Here is a 23,341-nt window from a genome sequence, read left to right as displayed (position 1 = left end):
AATTTCCCTGAAACAATAAATAATCAGCACCCACATGAGTGCCCGATTTGTAATTCAAATTCCACTTCACAAATGGCTTCTTTTTGCGGCCAATTTTGTAAGATGTGTATCGCTTTTTGCGCTATTTTATCAACAGGCTGGCGAACAGTTGTGAGAGTTGGAACAGTATATTCTGATTGCACGGTACCGTTAAAACATACCAGTGCAATGTCTTCTGGTACGCGTAATTTTAATTCTGCTAAGGCTTTTAAACAGCCAAAAGCTTGCAATTCATTCGTGGCAAAAATAGCTTCGGGGAATCCCTCTTCCCGCATCTGATAGATAGCTTGGTAACCCCAATCACGGGTGTATTCCCCCGATAAAATCCATTTTTGTTGTATGGATAACTCAGCTTCTGTCAGCGCAGCTTTCCAACCATTCAAGCGGTCTTGGGTATTGAGCATCTCATTTGGGCCGCAAATAATGCCAATATTTTGATAGCCATGCTTAATGAGATGACGAGTAATTTTATAGGCTGCGAGCTTCTCATTCACTTGAATGGTACTGATCCCTTCTGTGGCTTCAATCCTATCAAGCATCACACAAGGCGTGCCCGATGACTGAATTAAATCAACATAGGGATGCCGGTCAACACTGGTATAAATAAGCCCTTCAACTTGCCTGAGCAAAAGGTTATTAATCAGCTCTTTTTCACGAACCCGAGAATCCCCCGCATCCCCCAACAACAAGACATGTCCATGTTTGAATGCTTCACGCTGCAAGGCATGGGCAATAGAAGCTAAAAATGGGTTAGAAATATCGGGGATCACTAACCCATAAGTTTGTGTACTGCCAGATGCAAGAGCTTTAGCAATACCATTGGGGCGATACCCCGTTTTTTTGATTGCGGCTAACACCTTTTGCCGCGTTGCCTCTGCAACAGGACGAGGGCCATTGTTAATCACATAACTGACTACCGCAACCGAGGTTCCGGCTTCGCTGGCAACATCTACCCGCGTCACTTTACGGTCATTTGTATCTGACACCCAGCAATTCCTTTTTCTAACATGACTTTGCCAAAGAATAGCAGCCACTCTGACTTTTATATACAGCCATGCTTACTTATATCGCATCTTCTGGCAGATTTAGGTCACGGCCTCGCGTTTCCGGTGCAAAGAATGTGGTTACTAAACCAATACATGCCATCGCAATAAAATAAACGGCTATCGGCCACCAATGCCCTGTCCATGATAGTAATGCAGATGCCACCAGCGGCGCAGTGCCACCAGATAAAATAGAACCAAGCTCTTTAGCGAAAGCCATTTTAGTATAACGATTACGTACACCAAATAACTCCACCCCCCAAGCTGCTTGTACGCCAAAAATCCCTAGTGATGCTAACCCCATCCCGATAACAATGGTTGGAATAACAATCATTGGCTCTCGGGAGTCTAATAACATGAAAGCGGGCACGGCATACAACATCAGTAAAAAACAGAACCAGCGATAAACAATCCGACGCCCAAATTTATCTGATAACCACCCGGCAAATGGAATGATGGCAAAACCAAGAATTGACGCTATCAAAACCGCCGTTGTTGGCACAGATTTATCAACCAACAATATTTTGGTGACATAACCGATAATAAAGCCTTGAGCAAGATAAGATGGCCCATTTTCACCAATACGCAACCCGACCATGGTCCAAAACGCACGCGTTTTTTGCCAAAATGAACGGTTATCTACAGGGTGAGCGACAGCATCAGATTCCAATGCGAGGCGGCGTTCTTCAGCAAGCTGTTCTTTTTGCCGCTCAAAAACTGGCGTCTCACGCATATGTTGACGAATAAATAATGCCGCCAATGCGATCAAAATACTGCCAAGGAAAGGAATCCGCCATCCCCATGACATCAAACTTTCTTTGTCCATTTGTAACACTATCAACCAAATCATTGAGGCCAGTAATGTTCCACTGTTGGAGCCTAATGCAATAATCGAAGAAACTAAACCACGGCGTTTTACTGGCGCATATTCTCCCAACATCACAGTACCACCGGATAGCTCAGCTCCCGCCCCTAAGCCTTGAGAAAACCTTAGGATCACCAAACAAACAGGCGCCCAAACACCAATTTGTGCATGGCTGGGTATCGCACCAATTAATGTAGTCGATAGCCCGCCCCATCAATGCAATCGTGATGACCATAACCATTTTTCGGCCATGTTTATCACCTAGCCAACCAAAAAATAACGCGCCAATCGGACGTGCAATAAACCCGACTGAATAGGCTGCAAAACTGGATAACAGCGCCATAATAGGCGTTGCATCAGGGAAGAAAACATCACCGAAAATAATACCTGCCGCTAAACCATAGAGAGCAAAGTCTGCATATTCCATGGTTGTACCTAACCAACAAGAAAAAATCGCCCGCCGGAAATCTTTTTTTCCTTCTGGCGTACTTAACCGCTCTTGCGCGGCTTGTTGATTCGCCTCGATATTTAATTGTGTAGCCATAGTTATAAACCCTTGGTGTTGGCGCAAAGCCTATTAATCAAAAAATCTAACTGGCGTTTTTTATTTACTTAAAGGATAGTCTACGCGCGTAGAATTAAGCAAACGAGGGTATGCTATTTTGTGAGCGTTATCACTTGATGACAAAAATATGAATTTTAGATGACTGAAATGACACGATAGGAAATAAATCAACAAAAGCCACGTTCGAATAAAGACCGTGGCTTTCTGCTTTTATTTGACACTCAATAGATACTCGACAATATCCTGTAAATTATACCATTTCATCCAGACTTCATCGCTAATGGGTTGCCCGGTATACTGCTCAATGGCTGCTATCAACTCCAACATTTCCAAAGAATCAATATGCAAATCTCTTATTAGCGCTGAGTCCATGGTAAAAGGTTCTGTTATTCCTGAATAAGTCCGGATTTCCTTAATTTTATCTTCTACCCATTGTTGCTGAATTAAACTCTGTGCTGTCATCTTTAACCTTTTTCAGAACAGATAGCATTATCATACTAGCGCTCTTTATCTGTTTAATTATGATTACGGATTAACGCTCTGTGGCTGATTACTTTGTTTTCTAATCAGATAATTGCCACTTTACCTTCGTTTTCCCTGTTACTTCATCAACAATTTTTGTCGGTTCAAAACGATTACTGAACGTATTGGTATTATCAGGGATCCCCATTTTTTTCGTACTTGATGCTATTTGGCCATCCCCATAACGTATTTTTTCGGTTAAATTCGGGGTTAATGCCCCTTCCCACGTGAGTATGACCTTATCTGCTGGAGGAGCTTTGTCTTGCCAGATCTTCTTTGTTTTACCCGTCATCTTGTCAGTGACTTCAACTGCTTCGAAGCGTCTCGCTGACACCATTGATTTAGGGAGTAAAGCGTTTATATCGGGATTAAACTTAGACTCAGCAGGTGCTAATAGTTTACGACTGGCTTGTGCAGATGGATCCCGTGAGCTATCCAGAATGCTTTGGCGCAATTCATCAACTGAAGAAAGCCCACTTCCCGACACATCCCCGGTTAATACTGCTGGCAGCTCGTTACTAACTTGAGGAATATCTAACGTGCTTTTAAACCGAGGCATGCGAGCTTTATTTTCACCCTCTTCGATACTATTTTTTTGTACTGATTCGGGCGTTCGGTTATCTACTGATTTATTCTCCTGCTGCCTCGCTTTTTCTTCTTCATTACTCACAGTACTCAACTCTTTTGGCATAGAGTAATCATTGTGAATAGTGACGTTATTCCCAATTAGCCTAGAAAGCCCTGCCTCTGAACTCGTAGGCAATATAATAGGGTCTGTGCCACTATCCACCGTATCCTCTAGTTTGTTATCTTTTTTTGAGCTAGAAGTGACCACATTTTCAGCTTTGCCGTCTGTATTAATAGAAATACTTAATGACCCCATAATTTCGATGTATTGTTCACTTGCCGAAAATATATTATGGAGCTGCAAAAGCCTATCAACTGATTTATCAGTTTTATGTTTTACCAGTTGATTTTTCGCTTCCGTAATTAACCCATTTATTTTTTTCTGAAGAGATGCATCGAATAATTTATCTATCGGTAACTCTTCGATGGTTTTTTCAGATAAAAAGGGTCTTAATTTTTCTTTAATTGCAGGATGAACATATTTATCAATAAAGCGTTGGTTAAGTTCATCAATATTTTGATCGCTCAAGATATTATCAAAAAGCTCCGCTTCAAGCGCTTTTTGCGATGATTTAAGCACTTGCTTAAGATCTTTATCACTATTACTTTTATTAACTTGCTTAATTAATTCTGCAGCGCAGTCTAATACCTTTGATTCTTTAATTTCATCCGGAGTCAATAGCGTTAAAACAATGAGTGCGTTTTCAGGCTGATACTGCAATTTTTGCCCTTGAAGACTACCAGCATGCCCCAAATTCAGGGTTTTGGTTATCATTTCCAAACTGATACTAGATTTATTTTCAATTAATAGCGATTCAATTATATTCGCCTGTAACTTTTGGTTGTTCGAGTGTAAATCCTCACCATTACCTGACAGATTAAATGTTTTATCAATGGCCTGTTCTTTTAAAGGAAAATGAACTTCCAAGCCTACGTTATTAACTGAATTTATATCATTTGAAAATGATATTGGCCGATCATTTTTTTTGAATACTGGTAATGCATTATTTACCGCTGATGTCGTGCTAATTCCACCCATCCCTTCACCTTATTAATATATAATAATATTTCTAAAACTATTTATCCTACGAAGAAAACCGATATTCATCTATTACATATTGACATAACCATTATTATATTGTTGTAAGTCTTTATATAATTGGATAAGTAACTGAGTTAAAGTTTCAAAGTGACTATTATCTTGTCTAAAGGTTTCTAATAAACGAGACACAGAGCTATTAATCGCGTTTTTCTGGTTTTCAACCGCTGATTGTAAACTTTGGAATTCTTGAGCTGAAATATCACTACCATCATTCCATTCGCCAGATGAGTGATTAATGGCGTAAAATATCTCTTTGACCGGTTTTAAATCAGGGTAAATACACAGCTTTCCATTAACCCGTTTTGTCACGAACCCTTGGTCTGTCAATTTTTTTTCCCAGAATTCGTATTCTTGCGTCGTGCCTTTGACCTCCATTAACGGTTTGGCATTATCGAGATTAGGACTCCAGCCACCATAATATTCACCATAACCTTTTAAATTAAGTGATTTTTTTATATTTGCTACTTTAGCATGTAGCTCATTATACTCACTTAATTTACCTGTCATTCCAATCACAAACAGGTTTCCCATCTCCTTTATTTGTTTTTGTAATTTTTTTACCTCTTCTGTTTCACCAAGAACCTCAATCTTCATACTGGTACCAGAGTATTTCGACACAATGCTATCCATATCACCCAATACATATTCTTTGGCTAATTTGATCTTACCATCAGACCCAGCTTCCATATGACGAGATAACTTACTTACCATGGTATTCATATCATGCATATATTGGGTTGATGCTTTAACTAATTCACCATACTTTTTTTGGTAATTTGTATAAATGTTATCAATCGTCCCAGATAACCCTCTAATATGCGAACGGCCATTTGCGATATTCTCCGTTTTTCTCGTGGCTCTTAATGCCTTAACCTCCTCATAATCATCATTCGCACATTTGTTTTCAATTAATAGAGTTTCCTTTCTACCTTCAATACTTGCAGGGAGAATATCTTTCTGTTGTTGCTTATGCACTTCTTCTGGTACCGAGTATTGCATTTGGTCAAATACATCAAGGGCCTTATGGTAGAGCTGATGTGACTTATCAAATACCGTTTCCACCTCTAGAAGCGGCTCTTGCGTTGTCTGAACCGATGCCAACACCGAATGAAATGACTCACAAGACCAATCTGTGGCTGATATATTATTTTCATAGCCCATAATTCTTTACCCCCCCACCATGACCTGCCTCGTTTTTAAGGCATTGTCCATGATTGTCCGTAAACTCTGTTGCATTTCTTTCGCAGTATTTAGGCTATTCTCAACTTGCTTGTCTTTATCTGAGGAAATTGTTCGGGCAACATCCGCGATTGATTGCTCAATCATTTTTTCTGCCTCTGCTGATTTCACATTGACCTGATTTGACGTCGTTGCTAACTGACCTGCATTATCTGACATCCGAGAAAATTGCTCAGAGACTCCCATTTGCACACGGGTTTTATTCATGATTTGCTCATGCTTTTCGTGTTGTGACAAACCGAGATCTTTCGTACGTTTAGATGCCTCATCAACCCTTTGGTTTACAATGTTTTTTTGGTTTTGTGTGGCTTGATTATTCAGCGTTACGGTTGACCCCTCTTTCCCCTCTAAACGCAACGGTTTCGTTGAGACATTCTCTACTTTTCCATTTACGCCAGATAACTTACTAGCACCACTAACATTTTGATTTCCTGGTATCAAGTTGTTGTTAATCGATTTTTGTTGTTGGCGCAGTCCTCTTGCTTGAAAAGCGCTACCGGCAGCCGTAATCGCAAGGGAAGTAAAGAAGCCCATCAGCGCCCCTTTAAATGTTTCTTTTCCTTCACGAATTGTCGAGTCTGCCGAAGCTTGTACCATTTTGGCATTTAATTGCAGAAACTCGGCACTAATACGACGATCTGAAATATTAATTTCCGCCATCACTTTGCGAATAATTTTTGAGAGTTCCACCATCAAATCGTTACTAACAATACCAACGAAAGCCTTGTTTTTTACGTTATCAATTGATTCTTGGCCTTTTTTTACGCCATTTCCTTCAATATTTTCCTCAGACGAACCCTTGAAGAAACTACTCGCAACCAATAGTTGAATGGCCTGAGACAACTGTTTTAAATCAGCATCATCAGGTAGCTGAGCATCTTCCATTAACCGCTCAATATGATTTTTTTCCTCAGTTAATACCTTACTGATTGCCAACTGAGTCTTCTCTGGTGTTAGAATTCGAAAAGCATGTAAATCATCCAATACGGTTAAATTATCTGAGTGCGTTAACGCTAAAATTTCCGCTAACATCTGGTCATTATCTGTTGAAAATCGAGGTGCATTTAATACAGGTTTACCCGTCATTACCTCAGGCCTTGATGCTATTGTATGTACATCATTTAGCTGTACATTTTGTGGCGAATGAGATTCAGCCATATTTTTGCTACTGTTTACGGCAGGTGAAATAGCCGGTGCAACGCCATCAGAGTTAATAACCCTCTGAAATAAAACTGATGATCCTAATCCACTTAAAGGTTGATGACCCATTTGATAACTCCTATATTAATTATGCAAAGCGAGCGGCTTTCAGCATTTTAGCTTTCGTATGGCCTGATTGGTTTAATGACGCCAAGATTCCGTTGAACATTTCTTCAATTTTTTCATAATTCTGGGACATGGATTTCAATAGAACTTTTAATAATTCATCCAGAGCCTGAATAGTTTCATTGTTGAGCATCATGCCTGCGAGCATTTCTTTCATATCTCGAATTTGGCTCGCTCCATACAAATTTAGCCCTCCCGTTGTTGCCGTATTCGCAACAGCCAACATCGCTCCTGTTCCCTTCATTCCAACTTCGAGACGTGCTGCTACAACATTTTGAGTCTTAACCGTGTTGACTGCCTTATCCGAAATTTCCGTGATATTACTCATACTGTCCGCTTGGTCAGCGACTTTATCTGCCGCTTTCACAATGTCTTTCACATCATCGGCTTTTTGCGCCACCTTAGTGGTCGTTTTTACGGCTTGTTGTAGGTCATCTATGCCGTCGGCTAACTTGCTAAACTTAGAAAGCATTACCACGTCATCAGCTGATTTCCCTACCTTCCCAGCACCACTCGCAATATTTCCTAAGGCATTAGTCAAGCTTTTTGGCATCGACTTAATAACACTTTTCAATAAAGTTCCGACGTTTTTAGCCAGCGTTTTTACGGCATTAGAGGCAACATTAGCGATGTTTTTCACAAAAGATGACATAGACGCTAATGAAAGCACCAAAAAAGCAATTGCAGCGACAACCATTCCAACAATGCTACCAATTTGTTTCGCTTGTTCTTCTGGAACACCAAATGTCATCAACATATCTGTTACTGCACTGGAGATTTTTGTCGCCAACATTTGCATCAAGCTACTTTGCCCCGTTTCTTCTAAAACGATATCAGCTATAGAAATGGCAATACCGATAGCAGCAACCGCTAAGGTTAATGGTGTAGCTGCACCAAAAGTCGCAACTGTGGCAACAAGAGAGACTGCAAGCATTACGTAGCTAAAAACCTTACTTGCACAAGAGGCTGCTTTATTGGCTTCTTCAGCTTTACGCTGTGCTTCTTCCGCTTCTTTGGCTTTTTTCTCTGAGTCTTTTCGCGTCGCTTCATTTATTGTTGCCATCACCGCTTCTTGCTCTTTCATATTACGAATCGAATCTTCATTCATCGATTTTTTAAGCTGTGCAGTTAACATGGTGAGTAGCGCCAGAGTGTTTTCCCATTTTTCACCATCAATTTCGATGCGGCGGGGCGCTGTTTCTACAAATTGGCTGAGTTTTTTGGCATCTTCACTCGCATTTTTCGCATAATTACCCGCTGACTCAAGCAAGTCATCAATTTTGGTTCCCAAGCTGGTAATTTTTTTATTTTCTGCCGCTATTTGCTGGTTAATTTCCGTTTGGTTTCCACCTTGCTGAGACTGAAGATCCACCAAACGTTCTTTACTTTCAGCACGCTCTTGCTTTAAAACATTCACTTCGTTATTAAGCGCATTAGCTTTATCTGTATTATTTGCAAAAGAGCTTAATAAATTATCTCCTTTTTCTCGAAGTGAATTTGATTCTATACTCAACATGTTAAGACGATTAGCCAGCTCGCTAATATTTCCTTCATGTAATAATTGGCGTAATGTTGAAAGGCTCTCAACGAGTATTGAGGTCGCGTTAAAGCTCTCTTGCTGTAGCTGTATTTTTTCCTCTTTCGCTGCAGCTGCCTTAGACATGACTGATAGAAGAGTTTTAGGTGCGGGCAGTTGTGGCGCATTTTCAATACGACTGCGCTTCATCTGCTCGGATGACGTTAAATCTTCACACACCGTTTCTAAAGCTAATACCGACTTGATGTATTCATCACCTAAACCAATTGGATTATTACCTTGCAAAAACGTATGAATATTCTTTATTCGTTCACTACTTAAATCGATAGGTTGAGCCATATAATTTCCTCTACTCTATATCATTTTCTTTATGTTCTGATTCTGTCTGCTTTAAGTTTTTTTCCAATACAGTTAAATAAGCTTGAGATTTATTTCGTAATTCAACATCAGCACTGCTTTTAACTACACTTTCAAAACAGTGAATTGCGGCACTACTTTTTTTCAACATTAAATTACATTGACCTGCATGGAAAAGTGGACGGTAATCATTTTTCGCTAATACAAATGCAAGAGCATATAGTTCTGTTGCTTTGTCATATCGCTTCGTTAATTGATAGACAGCAGCCAGTCCCATCACATAATCTGTATTATAGAAATCATAAATACTTAGAAACCGAAAAAAAGTTTCTGCTTCTTTTAATTTACCTTGTTGATAAAACTCGTATGCATAAGAATAGATCCCATCCATTGTACCCTGTGGAATACCATGAATATCTTTATAAGTTGCCCCATCCATTAGTGCAGTTGTAATATTTTCAAGTAACTCTTCCATATCAGATTGTTGAAAACTCTCTGTTTCCATATTATTCATATATTTACCTTATTATTGATATGCAATGCATAACATATACTTTATGCTTGCATCATAATTAACCGATTTAGTTCTTTCTTTAAAAAAACGATTTAAGTAATAAATAAATTATTAATTAAATTCGCTATTATTTTTCAAATATGCCTCTTTCTCTGCTATTTTTTCTAATGCTTTATCAACATCAATTCCCATTTTGACTAATTCGATGCGAACTAACCATGATATTATTTGCATAACATCTTCTAATCCTTTTTCATCAATAAAACTATCCGTTTTATATGACCTCCATATTTGCCTCGCTAGGGCTATATCTCTAATAACTGGAACACCTTGTTGTTCAGCATATTTGACAATTGCTTTCGCTTGCGAACCTTTATTTTTAGAGAACAAAAAAGGTAATGCCGCAATATCCGAGTCATAATAAATAAGTAGTGCTATATGCGTTGGGTTTGCCATTACAAATGTTGAATTACGAACATTTGACTTCACTTCTTCCGACAGTAATTCCTGATAAAGTCCTCGACGTGCACTCTTAATATGAGGATCACCTTCATTATCTTTATATTCCTTTTTGACCTCTTGCTTTTCCATTTTTAGGTTTTTAATATACAAAAAGAATTCAGCTATTGCGTCAATCAATATAATAATAAGAGCGACCGCAAGAAAAACGACAATAAATGTTACGCACAAGCTGACCCATTGGCTAATCAACCCATTAATCATTGTTCGGTAGAGCATAAAAATATCTTTGCGCCAAACCACAAAAAAGACTACTGTTGATACAATAAAAACAATTAAATACAAAATAGCCTTAACTAACTCTTTCAATGAGTTCAATGAAAATATTTTTTAAACCCCGCAATTGGGTTTAACTTAGTAAAATCAAGTTTTATTGCTTCACTTGCTAATCTAAATCGACTTTGTAATAAAGAAACAACCATGCCAGATAAAAAACAAGCAAATAGAACAGGTAAAACAATACTTAAAAATATCGTAAAGAATTGCCAAATTAGAGCATCAGTTCTTATATCTGTCGGAGATAACAATATTTTACGCATTAACCCGCCCAGTTCATATAAACTAGATAGGCCTTCAATAACAAATGCACTTACGACTAATACGATTGCCGCAACACTATCTTTACTCTTAAAACTTTGCCCTTTTTTAGCTGAATCTCTAATTTTTTTATCGGTAGGTTTTTCTGTTTTTTCAGCCATATTTATTTATATCTATAAAATCAAGAAAAAAGGAATATATCTCGTAATGGTGAACTCGAAATCATGTTAACTAATATCTCTGGGACTTCATTATGGAAATAAAGTAAAAATACACAGAACGCGATGATCGACTTTATTGCTAAAGATAATGAAAATGCATTTAATTGAGGGCAAAATCGGGAATATAGCCCTAAAGCAACCTCTGTTATAAATAATGTCACTAATATTGGTGCAGTTAAAACAACCCCATTGACAACCATTTTATTTAACCATTCCCCTAAGGGAAGGCTATTAAATGAAGTAAATCCATGGGCAAAAGGTAATAACTGATAACTCTGTGCAAATAGATTAGCAAGTTGATACATACCATTTTGTGCTAAAAAAACCATACATATAATATGGCTTAATAATACTGCGAGTTCGGAAGCTTCAGTTCCGCTCGCAGGGTCAATAATGCTACTAATCGTCTCACCACGCTGCGCATCAATTAATTCGCCAATCACATTGGCTATCATAAAGGGCAACGCTAATATCAATGCTAATACGAGCCCAATCGAGATTTCATAAATAAATACATCAACAAAGCTAATTTCCTCCCATTGTATTTTATAGGAAGAAAAAAAAGGCCATAAACCTAATGCAATATAAGCCACCACACAGTTTTTAATGATCGCGCCATTAAGTAACTTGTTACTTAAAAAAGGTAATAAAAACATTACTGGTGCAATTCTCAACCAAGCTAACGCTATTTTTATCAATCCTTCTTGAAAGATAAAATAGAGCGAGGACATCAGCGATAGTATTTCCTGATTCATCCAAACAGCCCGATAGCAGGGATAGCAGCGCTTAAGGTTTCTAATGCGAAATTCATTACCTTATCGGATAACCAACCAGAGATCATAAAAAGTGAGCCAAAAACAGCTAATAATTTAATACCAAAAGGTAATGTTTGCTCTTGAAGTTGCGTGACAGTTTGTAGTAACCCTACCAATAATCCTACCGCAGTAGCCACTATTACTGGTATTGCAGATAATATAACGATTAATAGCATCGTTTTATTACTTAAATAAACGATTTGATCCATAGTATCATTCGCTTTAATGCTGTGCTAATTCAATGTATTGCATCACTAACCCCTTAGAGATCAGTGACCAGCCATCAATTGCAACAAATAGAATTAATTTAACTGGAATCGAAATTGTTACTGGGCTCATCATCATCATACCCAGTGCCAATAAAATGCTGGAAATAACTAAATCAACTACAACAAAAGGTAAATAGATATAAAAACCAATTTCAAAAGCTGATTTTATTTCACTTAATGCATAAGCAGGTAATAAAGAAAATAATGTAGCTTCGCCTTCATCAGCGGTCACTTCTTCTTCACTTCGACCTTGTTGTATTGATTCAAAGAACGTCACTAACTGTGGATCTGAATATTTTTTCAAATACGATTTATATCCCCCTAGCCCATTCTCAACAAAATTATCGATTGATTCGACATTACTAAAATCAACCTGTTCTTGTCGCATATGATTATTCACATCCTGTAAAACTGGCATCATAACGAAAATAGAAAGCAGCAATGCAATACCATTTAATACCATGGTAGAAGGAACTTGTTGAACGCCCATCGCGTTACGTACCATAATTAATACAATTGATATTTTTAAATAGCAGGTGCCCGCAGCAATAATGAATGGCAATAATGTCGAGAATGCGATAATAGCTAATAATGGGATCCCATCAGGTATCGTTGGCATATTAAACTCTTTTATCACCCAAACTGACAACATGTGTGATTTCCAAACCTAACTCATCACTATTGCCAATATAAATAAGCTCCCCTTCTGCAATAAGTTGCTTATTAGCATAGACTTTAACTTCACGTTCTTTATTTTCACCAATAGAATAAATATAACCGGGCTCCATTTTTGAAAGCTCATCGACCGTAATATCACTATGACCTAAAACAAAGGTTAATTTAATATTCATTTCTTTTACATTAAAGGGGCGTACAATTTCTTGCATTTCATCTTCTTCAGGAAATACGAATTCCTCTTCACTCTCTGGCGCCACTAATTCTTCAATCATAAGTAGTCCTTCATCTTGCTTTTGAAATCGAGCTAATACCTGTCCTGCCACAGACATATTTAACTGTAATTGTTGGATACTCAGCACATCACGTAATTCTATAGTTTGCAAAAGTTTGGCACTAATATAGCTATACCCTAATATCCAATCCGCTCGCAGTTTTAAATGGTCGAATATCTGATTAGTTCCCTGCTTTTTTTCGAGGCTTTCTATTGGTTCTGCTAATAATACTTCCCCGAGGCTAGCTTCTTTAACAATTAGCCATGGCTGGTAATTAATACGCATATCATCAACTATCTCTACAGATTCACAACGGAAATTCTGGGAGAAAAATGTAATTCCAATATATTCAGAAGCAAACAATTCACATAGCTGATTGTTTGATAATGAACTCCATGCATAATGAACCAGTTTAGGCCAACGATAATGACACCAACTTTCAACAACAACTAATGCATTTATTTTCTGTGTTTCACTCACTAGTGATAACTGAAAATAACCAATACTGCGGTTAGCTGGCTTTATTTGTGTATTAACTGAATAACATTGCTGCCAAATTTTCAGTTGTTTTTCTTGAGAGCTGATCCGTCGAATCTTCAACATAATTAATCTTCTTCTTGCTGCTGGTCATGCTGCTGTCGGTTTCGATGCTGTTGGCGCTCACCTTCACGTCGAATATGCACACTCGTTTCATGATTCAATAAATGTTTATTCTCATTTAATGCCAATTGAACTTCTGGGCTCGCTGTTGAGGCAACAAACTCTCCTTTAGAGGCCAATTCAAAAGTCACTGATGGGCTACTTTGCCACTGGCTAAAAGTATAAGTGAAACTACGTTCCGCAGTTTTCAGCTGTTGGTTTTCACCTAAAAGTGGGTTGTTTTCCACTAGCTCTGGCATTTTGTGCATCTCTGGCTTTTGCTGTGTAGCTTGTAGAGGCACAGACGGCCGCATAACCTCATTAGTAGTCGTTGCTATCATATTGCTAGGTGGGCTCATATCTTCTGCAGGTGAGATTTGTGCAGAAATTGTCATCTCTTGTACTTTATCAGGGAAATTATTCGTCTCATTTTCAGATAATGAAATGCTTTTATTATCATATAGATAAGAAGTTTTCAGTGAGGTAGCTGGCTGTGTAGGTGGCTCATTTTTTGTAAAAGCAAGTTCAAGCTGCTCAACAACATGATGATGGGTATTTTCTTTAATACCTTGATTAGTGCCCTGTTGGTCATGCAAATGATGGGTAGCTAACTGCATTCCCAAAAGAGAAGGGGAATTTCTTAGTGAGTCATCTTTTGCTAGGTTATTTTTTCGGGGATATGTATTTAACAAAATGGTATCGAGTGAATCAATTTGTCGAATATTAACTGGCTTGGATTGTTCTCCAACTATTTTCCGTTGGATAGCGGGCTCAAGCTCTGCTTTGACTAAAGATCTAATGTACTGTTTCCCCGTTTTAACCTCTGGTTTTAACTCTTTTGATGTCGGTTCTAAAGTACTCCTAAGCGCTAAATTTGCCAGTGGACTTCCCATCTTGAGCTGATTCTTCTCACTTAATTGAGGTTTATTTTCCCCGTATGGGACTAAATTATCGTTAGCTTTCCCCCTTGCTCGCTGTGGGATATTCGGTAGTGGATAGCCAACCATCATAGTGTTAAACAAAGGAATCTCATCTTCGTCAGCAATATTTTGTTCAACTGGAATATTCGATGCCACCGACAGGTTATTATCAACAACTGGTTTATTTAATATATCGACTAGGTCAACAACAGGTAGACTAGTAATAAGATTAATATTTTCGTGATTATCCTCGACTAATTCAGGGACGGTTTCGACTTTCCCAGTAGTCGTCAAATCAGCCAATAGATTCATATCTGGCTGATTATCCACCATCAATTTATTCGTAATATTAACCTGATGAGTCTTTGGTAAGTTATCCTGAAAATGATGAACAACAGGTATACAACTTTCCGTAAATATATAATTATTTATTAGTGGTTCAATCGCTTTGGCCTTTAATTCTTTATTTTCCCCGGCTATTTGGGTACCTTCACCAATATATACATTTTCTTTCCATGTAATAAACCCCTTCGCTAAGTCGCTCAATTGCGATATTTGTTGCATAAAAGAAGGAGCGGTAGGTAGAAAAGCAGATATATCCTTTGGCTGACTTTGCTTTTTATAACCGAATAGGTTCAGCATTTTTTCATCGTTTACTATTTTCACCATTTTTTTTGTTATATATTTCTGGCTAAATTCAGCGGTGTTATATTCTGATGATATTGCCTCCCCCTCGATAACTGCATGAGCTACTTTTTCATTTGAATTCGCTTTTATTACTAACATGTACGAATAACTCCTCAATTTCATTTTGTTGCTGCAGCTCTGATTTTAATCTTCTTTCTATACGTTGCTGCTTGAGATAATTTCGGAATTTCTCGCACTTATTACGTAATACAAATACTCGTTTAGCAACTTCAGACTGCCGTGTTTTATTTTTTGATATTTCAACTATTAAGGTTTCTATTTGAAATTCAAATTGAGCTATTTCCGCAAGGACTGCCGCTTTTAAGCGCTGTCTTTCCCAAAAAGCATTTCTGCTTAATTCTTCTGACTTTTCATAAGATGCGGTTTGTGTTGCCAGAACTGAAATACGCTGGCGAATATCCATACATTGCTGTTTTTGTTGTTTTATGATTGAACTTAATTGCGATTGTTCTTGTAATGTCCGATCAAAGCGTCGCTCCGTTAATGCCAATAAATTAGAAATCATTAACATGTCAATTCGTTAAGAATGCTTAACATATTGTCGAAACTCATCGGCTCATCCATGGCTTGTTTTAAGAAAGCTTCAATTTGTTCTTTTTTATCTAAAGCTCGGTCATTTTCATGACTTTCACCGCGTTGATATTCACCGAGCTCTAAGTAAAGCTGAATTTGTTCAAGCCTTGAAAGCATATCGCGCAAATCAATTGCACACTGGCGATGCACTGGAGTCGTCACCTTTTGGAAGACGCGGCTAATACTGTGTAAGATATCAATCGCTGGATAATGCCCACGTCCCGCTAATTTATGACTTAAATAAATATGGCCATCCAGAATTGAGCGGATTTCATCACCAATTGGGTCTGCTTCCTCTTCGCTTTCTAATAACACCGTATAAAAAGCGGTAATGGAGCCATGTTTAAGTTGCCCTGGACGTTCTAGCAACATTGGAAGCTGTTCAAAAACAGAAGCAGGATAACCGCGCCTAGCCGGTAATTCTCCTGTGGCTAAAGCCACATCTCGCAACGCTCGTGCATATCGAGTCATAGAATCAACGTACAGCAGTACATTACGACCACAGTCACGAAAATATTCAGCAATCGTAGTTGCAAGCAACGCGGCATTACACCGCTCAATCGGTGGACTGTCTGAAGTTGCATAAATTAATATCGTCTGTGCCGCATGAGGCGACTCTTTCAACTCCTCAATAAATTCAATAACCTCTCGGCCTCGCTCACCAATTAGTGCAACGACATGAATATCCGCATGAGCGTGGCTTATGATCATGTTCATTAATGAAGTTTTACCACTACCTGCGGCGGCAAAAATACCAATACGCTGCCCTAAGCCACATGTCAGTAAGCTATCAATCGCACGTACCCCAGTTACCATCGGCTCAGAAACAGGACGCCTTTGTGTCACGCTCACTGGAGGGCTATCAATACGTAATAATTTTGTATTGAGCAAAGTTGGCTCAGCAAAGTTTTCACTCAACTCACCAACCTGTTCTCCTGCCGCATTAAAAATTTTACCCGCTAAGTGCTCACCGACTTCAAATACAAACGGGTAGCCACTTGGGCGAATAACCACTTCTCGGGTTAAACCTTGTGTGCGACCTATTAAACTCAATACCGTGAGTCCTTCTTTAAATCCAACAACCTGCGCTTTCGCAATTATGTCGGGCTGTGTAAGAGAACGTTCAATAAAACAAATTTCACCAATAAAAACACCGTGTAAAGGTGCTTCAATTAGGCATCCATGAATGCGCGCAGGATGCGCGCAGAAATCGAATAACTTCATAATGGATTACGATAATTGAGCACTAAGCTCATTTGCACGCTCAAAGAATTCTTCAAAACTATCTGCAAATAGTTGCATATCATTTAAAGCTGATTCTTTTAAAACGGCGGAAAGAACATAAGTATCATCCACAAGATTCAATGCTGGTTGCCCTGGATAAAAATTATTCGGTGGGTATTCTAATAATGTTTTTAATAAAGGTGCACTAATTAAATCTAAATGACTGTAATTGCACTCTGCTAATTGACACCAAATAATAATATCATCCGTTGATAAATCGATATTAATCGCAGAAAACTCATTCATTTCCAATTGAATATTAGAGTGACAATCTAGCTGAGAGTTAACTAGGTCGCTACGTCCCATAGTCTTTAAAAATTCATTAAGTATTTCTATAAATCTATATTTCATCGAGTAATCCTTATATTTTGAACATATTTTAATTATTCAACATATTTAGTTATATTGAATTCAGTCGCTTTATTTGTTAATAAAGGCAATTTTTTGATTATATGGTTTTAACCACATTGACCTTGACCATTTCTGAAACCTCATTAAAAGAAAGAACTTCAAGTTCAGGGAAACGGCCTTCCAAGATTTTTTTGACAAAACGACGAACATCAATAGGCACTAAAACATTTACATCTCTAACTGATAGGTAACTATTTTCTAAAGCAAGTTCTGCTGCCTGTATCAACTCATTGGTTTTTTCAGGCTCCAGATGTAAATATACTCCACCAGATGATTGCCTGATCCCTTGGCGTATTGTGTCCTCTATCTCTGAATTGATCATCAAGACATTCAAGCGCCCATTGACAGCAAAACGCGAAGAGATATAGCGTGCCATTGAGGTCCTAACATGCTCAACTAACATTAAACTGTCTTTCTCTTTTGGTATCCACTGCACTAAAGTTTCAATAATCAATTTCATATTACGAACTGAAATTTTTTCCATTAATAAACGTTGAAAAACTTCGGTCACTTTTTGTACTGTAGTATGTCGATAACACTCCTTTAATAACTCAGGGTATTTACTTTCAAGGTCATCAAGTAAATTTTTTGTTTCTTGAATACCGAAAAATTCATTAATGAATCGCAGTAATAAGGTACTGACACAATCAATTGCTTCTGTCACATCATCGCGAGCCATTAAACCTAGTTGCTCAATATTAGATAAATCCTGTTGTTCAAACCACGTACTTACTGAACCATATTCATCCGTAAACTTTGTTAATGTCATACCAAGATATTCAGGTTCGTCATTCATAGTCAGTAAGCGATACCCATTAAAATAGATATCATATTCCCCTGCTTTAATTTCATTAATTAATACCACTATTTTATTTTCAGGGATAATAGGTGAGTAGTTAATAGCAATATCAGGTATCCTGTATCCATAACGAATAAAAATATCTTTTTTCATTCTGGATAAAAATTTGTTATTCTCTAAATGTTTTTTATATTTTTGATTAACAGATAGAATAATCGGCAATGTTTCTGGAATGTATTCATCTTCAATATCACCATTTTCTCTTTGAGTTTCGCCTTCCATCACATCTGAATTAATGATTTCAGCTTCATCCTTAACCGTTTTTTGCTTATTCTTTTCCTTTTTGAAATATCTGATAGCAAATAATCCAATAAGTAGCCCTGATAACAGTAAAAATACAATAGTTGGAAAACCAGGTAGAAACCCCATCGAAAGTACAATAAATGCCGTAATTAAAATCGTAAAGTCATTAGCAAATAACTCCGAAACAATATTTTCACCTAAATTCTTATCATTACCACCTACTCGAGTGACAATAAAACCAGCACTGATAGAAATGAGTAGCGCTGGTATTTGGGCAACTAAACCATCACCAATAGTTAATAAAGAAAACGTATTTAATGCAGTTGAAACATCCATTCCTTGCTGAGCAGTACCAACAGATATCCCACCAATTAAATTAACAAAAATGATGATAATACCCGCGATCGCATCCCCTTTAATGAATTTCATCGCACCATCAAAAGAACCAAATAACTGGCTCTCTTTTTCAAGGTCACCACGTTTCTTTTTAACTGCAGCTTCATCAATCACACCCGCACGTAAATCAGCATCGATACTCATTTGTTTACCTGGCATCGCATCAAGAGAAAAGCGTGCAGCCACTTCAGCAATACGTTCAGAACCTTTAGTGATCACAATAAACTGTACAATAGTGACTATCGCAAATACCACCATACCAACGACAAGGTTATCTTGAATAACAAATTCACCAAACGTCGCGATAATATCCCCTGCATCTGCTTCTAATAAAATTAGGCGGCTGGTACTAATTGATAAAGCAAGCCGAAATAACGTACTAATTAGCAAGATAGATGGAAATGACTGAAAATTCAGCACCCGAGTGATATAAAAAGAGCTCATAAAAATGAGTACTGAGATCATAATATTTAAGCCGATCAATAAATCGACTAATATTGTGGGTAATGGAATAATCAACATAGCAATAACCATCACCATGATAATTAATACCATTAGCTCTGGACGATTACGGATCTGTAGCAAAAATCCGGTTATATTTTTCATGGAATAATTTTCCTATCACACTATGGCTTACGGTGTAGTATTTGCTCTTGTACCTTTATTTGGTCCATGAGTATTTTTAGTTGTTCAATACATTGTTCTCTTATTTCGGCTGACTTAAATACCCCGGTAGGAATAACTGTAAAAGCCAGCAATAAGAGCTGTAAAAATCTGCCATGCATATCCGAAGTCATAATTTTTAATTCTTCAGAAATAAAAGTTATAACTGCTGTCTCAAACCCAACTTGGCTACGAATACCATGGGTAAATAGTTGACTCAGTTCTTTTGCAATTTTTGATTTATTTGAGTTTTCATTAAGTCGAAAAAAGCCAGACTGAAAGAATTGCTGGCAAAATACATAATCTAATGATTGCAATTCTCGTAGCCGGCCTACACGGCTAAAAAAACGGCCAAATGCACTGATATTTAAGTCACCTAGTGGTAACGTTTGTAAATCACAAGCAAGCGCCCGACCAAGATAACGCATTATATTTTCACGTTCTTGGATTTCCATTGCCTCAACCCATTGTTCATATAAATAGACAACCGGCCCGTCATAGCAGATAAATTCACGATACAATGTACGCAAGTTTCCAGCACTAGAATGTAATTTTTTTGCAAATGCCTTTGCAATGAGTGCAACATTAATCCCCGCTTGAGCACTCCGTTTAGTGTCTTCTGCTTGCAGCAATTCCACCAAAGCTTCAAGATTGTCAATTTGCTCTTTTTTTAATTTTTTCCGATTAATTAATGCTGCAAGAAGCATTAATAAGTCGCTAGGGTCAGTAAAAAATTGTAATAAAAATGCTCGTAACTGTTTCGGAGTCATTAACTGCTTGTTTAGTAATCCTTCTATATGTAGCACTTTATCATCCGCATCTTTATCTAAGATGCGTTCAGAAAATTGCATCCATTCTTCTTCATCACCCTTTTTAGAACTTCCTCGGCGTACATGACTTGCCGCCAACATCGACATCGATGCATATTCACTAGAGCTATCAATAACACCTGCGCCACGAGCCACTTCATCAGAGTCGTCACTACTTACAGGTACACGGCTTTTATTTTGAGTATTAACGGAAAAGAGTGTATTAAAGCTCAGTGGTGTTATTGCCATGATTCACTCATGTATTGTTGAAGAAATTGAACCGTACCGTGCAACTGACTATCATGGTTGGTGATCCGTGTTTTTTCGGAAAATTGTCGCCCATCCCACCCTTCATTTTCATCTAATAAACGCGGTTGGATTAAAAATAAACGCACCATCTTTTGTTGATTAGTAGATGAGTGGCTAAATAACCCACCCACATAAGGAAGATCGCCTAAAAAAGGAATTTTGCTTTCATTTTCAACATATTGTTCACGCGTATAACCACCAATAAGTAAACTGCTGTCTTTTGCAATACGCGCAACGGTGTTAATACTGGTTCGGTTAACGGCTGGTAGGCCTTCTACACTGGATGTTTTCCCCATGCTATCGCGATTTTCTGCACCATCTTCAATACTGACTTCCATTTCAACGTTATTACCCGCGGAAATACGTGGCATCACACTCACCATGGTGCCATAAGTGACTTGTTCGAGAGTTGCAATGCGCTCGCCTTGTAATTTGGCGTAAAAACTGGTGTTGTTATCAAATAAAGCAGGAATGTTTTCTTGGGTTAATAGCACTGGACGAGAAACAATGTGCCCGTTCCCTTTCTTATTCAATGCATCAATCTGCAATAGGAATTGCTGACTATTCGATAATGTACTTCGATTAAATGATACTGACCCCTTTCCCGTATTAAATGTGCCAACCTCCCAATTCACTCCTAAATTATCTAACTCAGAACGGGTAATATCGATAATCCATAATGACAACTCCACTTGGCGACGACGCATATCCAATGTATTCACTAGCTGGCGAACATAACGGATTTGCTCTTGGCTTCCTTTAACAATCAAGCTATTACTATCAGGATGTGCCACCAAAGAAAAAGAACGGTTAGAGGACTTTTTTGTTACCTGCTGAAGGTTATTCGCTGTAGGCAATGAGTCACCAATTGGCGCATCCATTAATTCATCTATTGAGTCACCTGTTGAATTAATTGCTACCGATGGAGGCTGGATAGTGAGTATTTCATCCATTTCAGCGCCATTTTTGAATAAATTATTAATGACATTCAGCAGGCCAGGGATCGTAATATTTTGCCCGCGTAATGAATAGCTTCTATCGGTTACTGAGGCGTGCTTTAACGGAATAACCGCAACTTCACCGCTGGATAATTCCTCTTTTCTAATTTGTTCTGCAAGATATAAAGAAGCTGCTTTAATTAATTCAATATAGAGAGGTGGCCCAGAGACAAATAATAGCCTTTCTCCCTCTTGTGAACGCACAGGAAAGCGTGAGTCATAAATGCCATTTCGTTGAATATAATTCAGCAGTTGATTGCTACTGACATTATTCGTTGGAATAATTGCGCTACGCATTTCACTGTTATCATAAACATAAATACTTGCACCATCGTCATACCACACTAGCGCAATTCGTCGGGCTAATGCTTTAAACATTTCATCTGCATTGGCCAAATTAAAATTACCGGTTACCTTTTTTTGCGCGGCTAATTTACTAAGAATAATCGGTTTATTTAGGCGCTCAGCAACCGCATCAAACACCTTACCTACCGCAATATTATTTGCGACAAATGTATCGTGGTTTTTTGACTGCGTAACGGGTTCCGCAACAATAAATTCTGCTTGTGCCGAATAGAAATTCATACTCAGTAAAAATAGTGTCACCCCTAACACTCGATTTTTTTTACTGCTCATATAATGTCGCTCCAATGTGCCTAATTTCTGATGGTGTTAGGCCTAACTCTTTTTTAATATCATTCGTAAAATGAGAGGCTGAGCAATAACCTGCTTCCAACCCGACATCTAATATTGAATCGTCACTTTCAATTAGTTGCAGAATGGCATTAGCCATACGAACGCTCATAATTTTTCGCTTTGCTGTTTTATTAAAGTTTTCTCGATAAAGCTGCCTAAAATAAGAAGCTGATATACCATAACGCGCACATAACTGATTAATGTTGGCATTCTTATCATCTTGAGCGGAAGTAAGAATAAATCGCATCATACCGTAGGCTTCATATCGCCTTAATATTTCACACCAGCTATCAAATATAGGATGATTTCTAATAATTAAATCAATCACTACATTTTTAATCGAAACGGTTGGTAGAAACTCTTCAGGTAATTCAATAAATTCTTCTTGACTATTTTCATCAACTTTTGGTTTCTCTTTTTTAGCGAGAAATGCTTGCCCTGTCGCAGTGTCAATAACTGCTAAAATTTCAACTAATTCTGATAAATCCATTGAATATAAATGCCAATCTGATTTATCTATCGGCACCCATTCATTCTCTTGGCAGATAAATATAGATTGATTTTCAATTGAAATATTCAAATTTGAATATAGAGATTTATAAAAAAAAGGCGTCGCATTCTTATTAGGTATAGCCAAGACCAATTTATCCTGTAAAGAAAATCGACAGCCTCTACTTTCTAATAATGTAACAATATCTTTGTTTGACATTATATAGGCCTTATTAAAGTAACTTTGTGTATACACAATGAGCGATAAATGAAAAAGTCTCAAGGGAATACTCTGGA

19 protein-coding genes and 2 pseudogenes are annotated in these 23,341 nt (G+C 37.8%); all 21 read right to left on the bottom strand.

Translation table 11 applies throughout. From position 1 onward, the window contains the following. Window positions 1-23 precede the first annotated feature (23 nt). Window positions 24-1,025 (bottom strand): LacI family DNA-binding transcriptional regulator, encoded by a 1,002-nt coding sequence (locus tag P3L44_RS00925; protein WP_215954363.1) that lies wholly within the window; start codon window positions 1,023-1,025, stop codon window positions 24-26. 76 nt (window positions 1,026-1,101) lie between these two features. After that, a pseudogene (locus P3L44_RS00920) lies at window positions 1,102-2,491 on the bottom strand (MFS transporter). A gap of 231 nt (window positions 2,492-2,722) precedes the next feature. Further along, window positions 2,723-2,974: an acyl carrier protein gene (locus P3L44_RS00915; RefSeq protein WP_140171946.1), complete on the bottom strand. Its 252-nt coding sequence runs from the start codon at window positions 2,972-2,974 to the stop codon at window positions 2,723-2,725. A 100-nt stretch (window positions 2,975-3,074) separates the two neighbouring features. After that, a complete protein-coding gene (locus P3L44_RS00910; protein ID WP_272661811.1) occupies window positions 3,075-4,700 on the bottom strand; it encodes a hypothetical protein in 1,626 nt (541 codons plus the stop codon). A gap of 72 nt (window positions 4,701-4,772) precedes the next feature. Further along, window positions 4,773-5,924 (bottom strand): hypothetical protein, encoded by a 1,152-nt coding sequence (locus P3L44_RS00905; RefSeq protein ID WP_272661810.1) that lies wholly within the window; start codon window positions 5,922-5,924, stop codon window positions 4,773-4,775. A 6-nt stretch (window positions 5,925-5,930) separates the two neighbouring features. Further along, entirely contained in the window at window positions 5,931-7,271 is a 1,341-nt protein-coding gene (locus P3L44_RS00900) for a type III secretion target, IpaC/SipC family protein (protein WP_215954361.1), read from the bottom strand. Window positions 7,272-7,290: 19 nt separating this feature from the next. After that, window positions 7,291-9,204, bottom strand: a complete 1,914-nt coding sequence (gene sctE, locus P3L44_RS00895) for a type III secretion system translocon subunit SctE (RefSeq protein ID WP_215954360.1) — start codon at window positions 9,202-9,204, stop codon at window positions 7,291-7,293. 10 nt (window positions 9,205-9,214) lie between these two features. Further along, window positions 9,215-9,727 carry a type III secretion system translocator chaperone SicA gene (gene sicA / locus P3L44_RS00890; protein WP_272515802.1) on the bottom strand — a complete coding sequence of 171 codons (513 nt, stop codon included), beginning with the start codon at window positions 9,725-9,727 and terminating at the stop codon, window positions 9,215-9,217. Window positions 9,728-9,847: 120 nt separating this feature from the next. Beyond that, a pseudogene (locus P3L44_RS00885) lies at window positions 9,848-10,953 on the bottom strand (EscU/YscU/HrcU family type III secretion system export apparatus switch protein). 20 nt (window positions 10,954-10,973) lie between these two features. Continuing rightward, a complete protein-coding gene (sctT, locus tag P3L44_RS00880; RefSeq protein WP_140171939.1) occupies window positions 10,974-11,768 on the bottom strand; it encodes a type III secretion system export apparatus subunit SctT in 795 nt (264 codons plus the stop codon). Then, on the bottom strand, window positions 11,765-12,037 hold the full coding sequence (gene sctS, locus P3L44_RS00875; RefSeq protein WP_004262998.1) for a type III secretion system export apparatus subunit SctS: 273 nt from the start codon (window positions 12,035-12,037) through the stop codon (window positions 11,765-11,767). The genes sctT and sctS overlap by 4 nt, the downstream gene beginning before the upstream one ends. Before the next feature lie 13 nt (window positions 12,038-12,050). Beyond that, window positions 12,051-12,707 carry an EscR/YscR/HrcR family type III secretion system export apparatus protein gene (locus P3L44_RS00870; RefSeq protein WP_180359511.1) on the bottom strand — a complete coding sequence of 219 codons (657 nt, stop codon included), beginning with the start codon at window positions 12,705-12,707 and terminating at the stop codon, window positions 12,051-12,053. A gap of 10 nt (window positions 12,708-12,717) precedes the next feature. Then, window positions 12,718-13,650, bottom strand: a complete 933-nt coding sequence (locus P3L44_RS00865) for a FliM/FliN family flagellar motor switch protein (RefSeq protein WP_136134132.1) — start codon at window positions 13,648-13,650, stop codon at window positions 12,718-12,720. A gap of 2 nt (window positions 13,651-13,652) precedes the next feature. Next, complete coding sequence (locus P3L44_RS00860) at window positions 13,653-15,392, bottom strand: hypothetical protein (RefSeq protein ID WP_272661809.1); 1,740 nt, start codon at window positions 15,390-15,392, stop codon at window positions 13,653-13,655. After that, the gene (locus P3L44_RS00855) at window positions 15,364-15,825 is read right to left on the bottom strand and encodes a hypothetical protein (protein WP_227528873.1); all 462 of its coding nucleotides are present in this window, start codon (window positions 15,823-15,825) and stop codon (window positions 15,364-15,366) included. The genes P3L44_RS00860 and P3L44_RS00855 overlap by 29 nt, the downstream gene beginning before the upstream one ends. Further along, a complete protein-coding gene (sctN, locus tag P3L44_RS00850) occupies window positions 15,819-17,111 on the bottom strand; it encodes a type III secretion system ATPase SctN (RefSeq protein WP_272661808.1) in 1,293 nt (430 codons plus the stop codon). The genes P3L44_RS00855 and sctN overlap by 7 nt, the downstream gene beginning before the upstream one ends. 6 nt (window positions 17,112-17,117) lie before the next feature. Continuing rightward, window positions 17,118-17,522 (bottom strand): type III secretion system protein, encoded by a 405-nt coding sequence (locus tag P3L44_RS00845; RefSeq protein WP_140171934.1) that lies wholly within the window; start codon window positions 17,520-17,522, stop codon window positions 17,118-17,120. 97 nt (window positions 17,523-17,619) lie between these two features. Further along, window positions 17,620-19,686, bottom strand: a complete 2,067-nt coding sequence (locus tag P3L44_RS00840) for an EscV/YscV/HrcV family type III secretion system export apparatus protein (RefSeq protein ID WP_272661807.1) — start codon at window positions 19,684-19,686, stop codon at window positions 17,620-17,622. Window positions 19,687-19,706: 20 nt separating this feature from the next. Next, window positions 19,707-20,801: a type III secretion system gatekeeper subunit SctW gene (sctW, locus tag P3L44_RS00835; protein ID WP_272661806.1), complete on the bottom strand. Its 1,095-nt coding sequence runs from the start codon at window positions 20,799-20,801 to the stop codon at window positions 19,707-19,709. After that, the gene (gene sctC, locus P3L44_RS00830; protein WP_272661805.1) at window positions 20,792-22,495 is read right to left on the bottom strand and encodes a type III secretion system outer membrane ring subunit SctC; all 1,704 of its coding nucleotides are present in this window, start codon (window positions 22,493-22,495) and stop codon (window positions 20,792-20,794) included. The genes sctW and sctC overlap by 10 nt, the downstream gene beginning before the upstream one ends. After that, window positions 22,485-23,264 carry a helix-turn-helix domain-containing protein gene (locus P3L44_RS00825; RefSeq protein WP_140171930.1) on the bottom strand — a complete coding sequence of 260 codons (780 nt, stop codon included), beginning with the start codon at window positions 23,262-23,264 and terminating at the stop codon, window positions 22,485-22,487. The genes sctC and P3L44_RS00825 overlap by 11 nt, the downstream gene beginning before the upstream one ends. Between the last annotated feature and the right edge of the window lie 77 nt (window positions 23,265-23,341).

The organism is Providencia sp. PROV175 (assembly GCF_032707045.1).
GTDB classification, from domain to species: Bacteria; Pseudomonadota; Gammaproteobacteria; order Enterobacterales; family Enterobacteriaceae; genus Providencia; species Providencia hangzhouensis.
This window is presented reverse-complemented; position numbering and strand designations above follow the sequence as displayed.

What these genes read in the sequence shown, in the direction of transcription:
- P3L44_RS00855 (WP_227528873.1), bottom strand. Translation starts at nt 15,825, where the DNA reads ATGTTAATGATTTCTAATTTATTGGCATTAACGGAGCGACGCTTTGAT.
- sctN (WP_272661808.1), bottom strand. Translation starts at nt 17,111, where the DNA reads ATGAAGTTATTCGATTTCTGCGCGCATCCTGCGCGCATTCATGGATGC.
- P3L44_RS00900 (WP_215954361.1), bottom strand. Translation starts at nt 7,271, where the DNA reads ATGGGTCATCAACCTTTAAGTGGATTAGGATCATCAGTTTTATTTCAG.
- sicA (WP_272515802.1), bottom strand. Translation starts at nt 9,727, where the DNA reads ATGGAAACAGAGAGTTTTCAACAATCTGATATGGAAGAGTTACTTGAA.
- P3L44_RS00860 (WP_272661809.1), bottom strand. Translation starts at nt 15,392, where the DNA reads ATGTTAGTAATAAAAGCGAATTCAAATGAAAAAGTAGCTCATGCAGTT.
- P3L44_RS00825 (WP_140171930.1), bottom strand. Translation starts at nt 23,264, where the DNA reads ATGTCAAACAAAGATATTGTTACATTATTAGAAAGTAGAGGCTGTCGA.
- sctW (WP_272661806.1), bottom strand. Translation starts at nt 20,801, where the DNA reads ATGGCAATAACACCACTGAGCTTTAATACACTCTTTTCCGTTAATACT.
- sctT (WP_140171939.1), bottom strand. Translation starts at nt 11,768, where the DNA reads ATGAATCAGGAAATACTATCGCTGATGTCCTCGCTCTATTTTATCTTT.
- sctE (WP_215954360.1), bottom strand. Translation starts at nt 9,204, where the DNA reads ATGGCTCAACCTATCGATTTAAGTAGTGAACGAATAAAGAATATTCAT.
- P3L44_RS00845 (WP_140171934.1), bottom strand. Translation starts at nt 17,522, where the DNA reads ATGAAATATAGATTTATAGAAATACTTAATGAATTTTTAAAGACTATG.
- P3L44_RS00915 (WP_140171946.1), bottom strand. Translation starts at nt 2,974, where the DNA reads ATGACAGCACAGAGTTTAATTCAGCAACAATGGGTAGAAGATAAAATT.
- sctC (WP_272661805.1), bottom strand. Translation starts at nt 22,495, where the DNA reads ATGAGCAGTAAAAAAAATCGAGTGTTAGGGGTGACACTATTTTTACTG.
- P3L44_RS00910 (WP_272661811.1), bottom strand. Translation starts at nt 4,700, where the DNA reads ATGGGTGGAATTAGCACGACATCAGCGGTAAATAATGCATTACCAGTA.
- sctS (WP_004262998.1), bottom strand. Translation starts at nt 12,037, where the DNA reads ATGGATCAAATCGTTTATTTAAGTAATAAAACGATGCTATTAATCGTT.
- P3L44_RS00905 (WP_272661810.1), bottom strand. Translation starts at nt 5,924, where the DNA reads ATGGGCTATGAAAATAATATATCAGCCACAGATTGGTCTTGTGAGTCA.
- P3L44_RS00865 (WP_136134132.1), bottom strand. Translation starts at nt 13,650, where the DNA reads ATGTTGAAGATTCGACGGATCAGCTCTCAAGAAAAACAACTGAAAATT.
- P3L44_RS00840 (WP_272661807.1), bottom strand. Translation starts at nt 19,686, where the DNA reads ATGAAAAATATAACCGGATTTTTGCTACAGATCCGTAATCGTCCAGAG.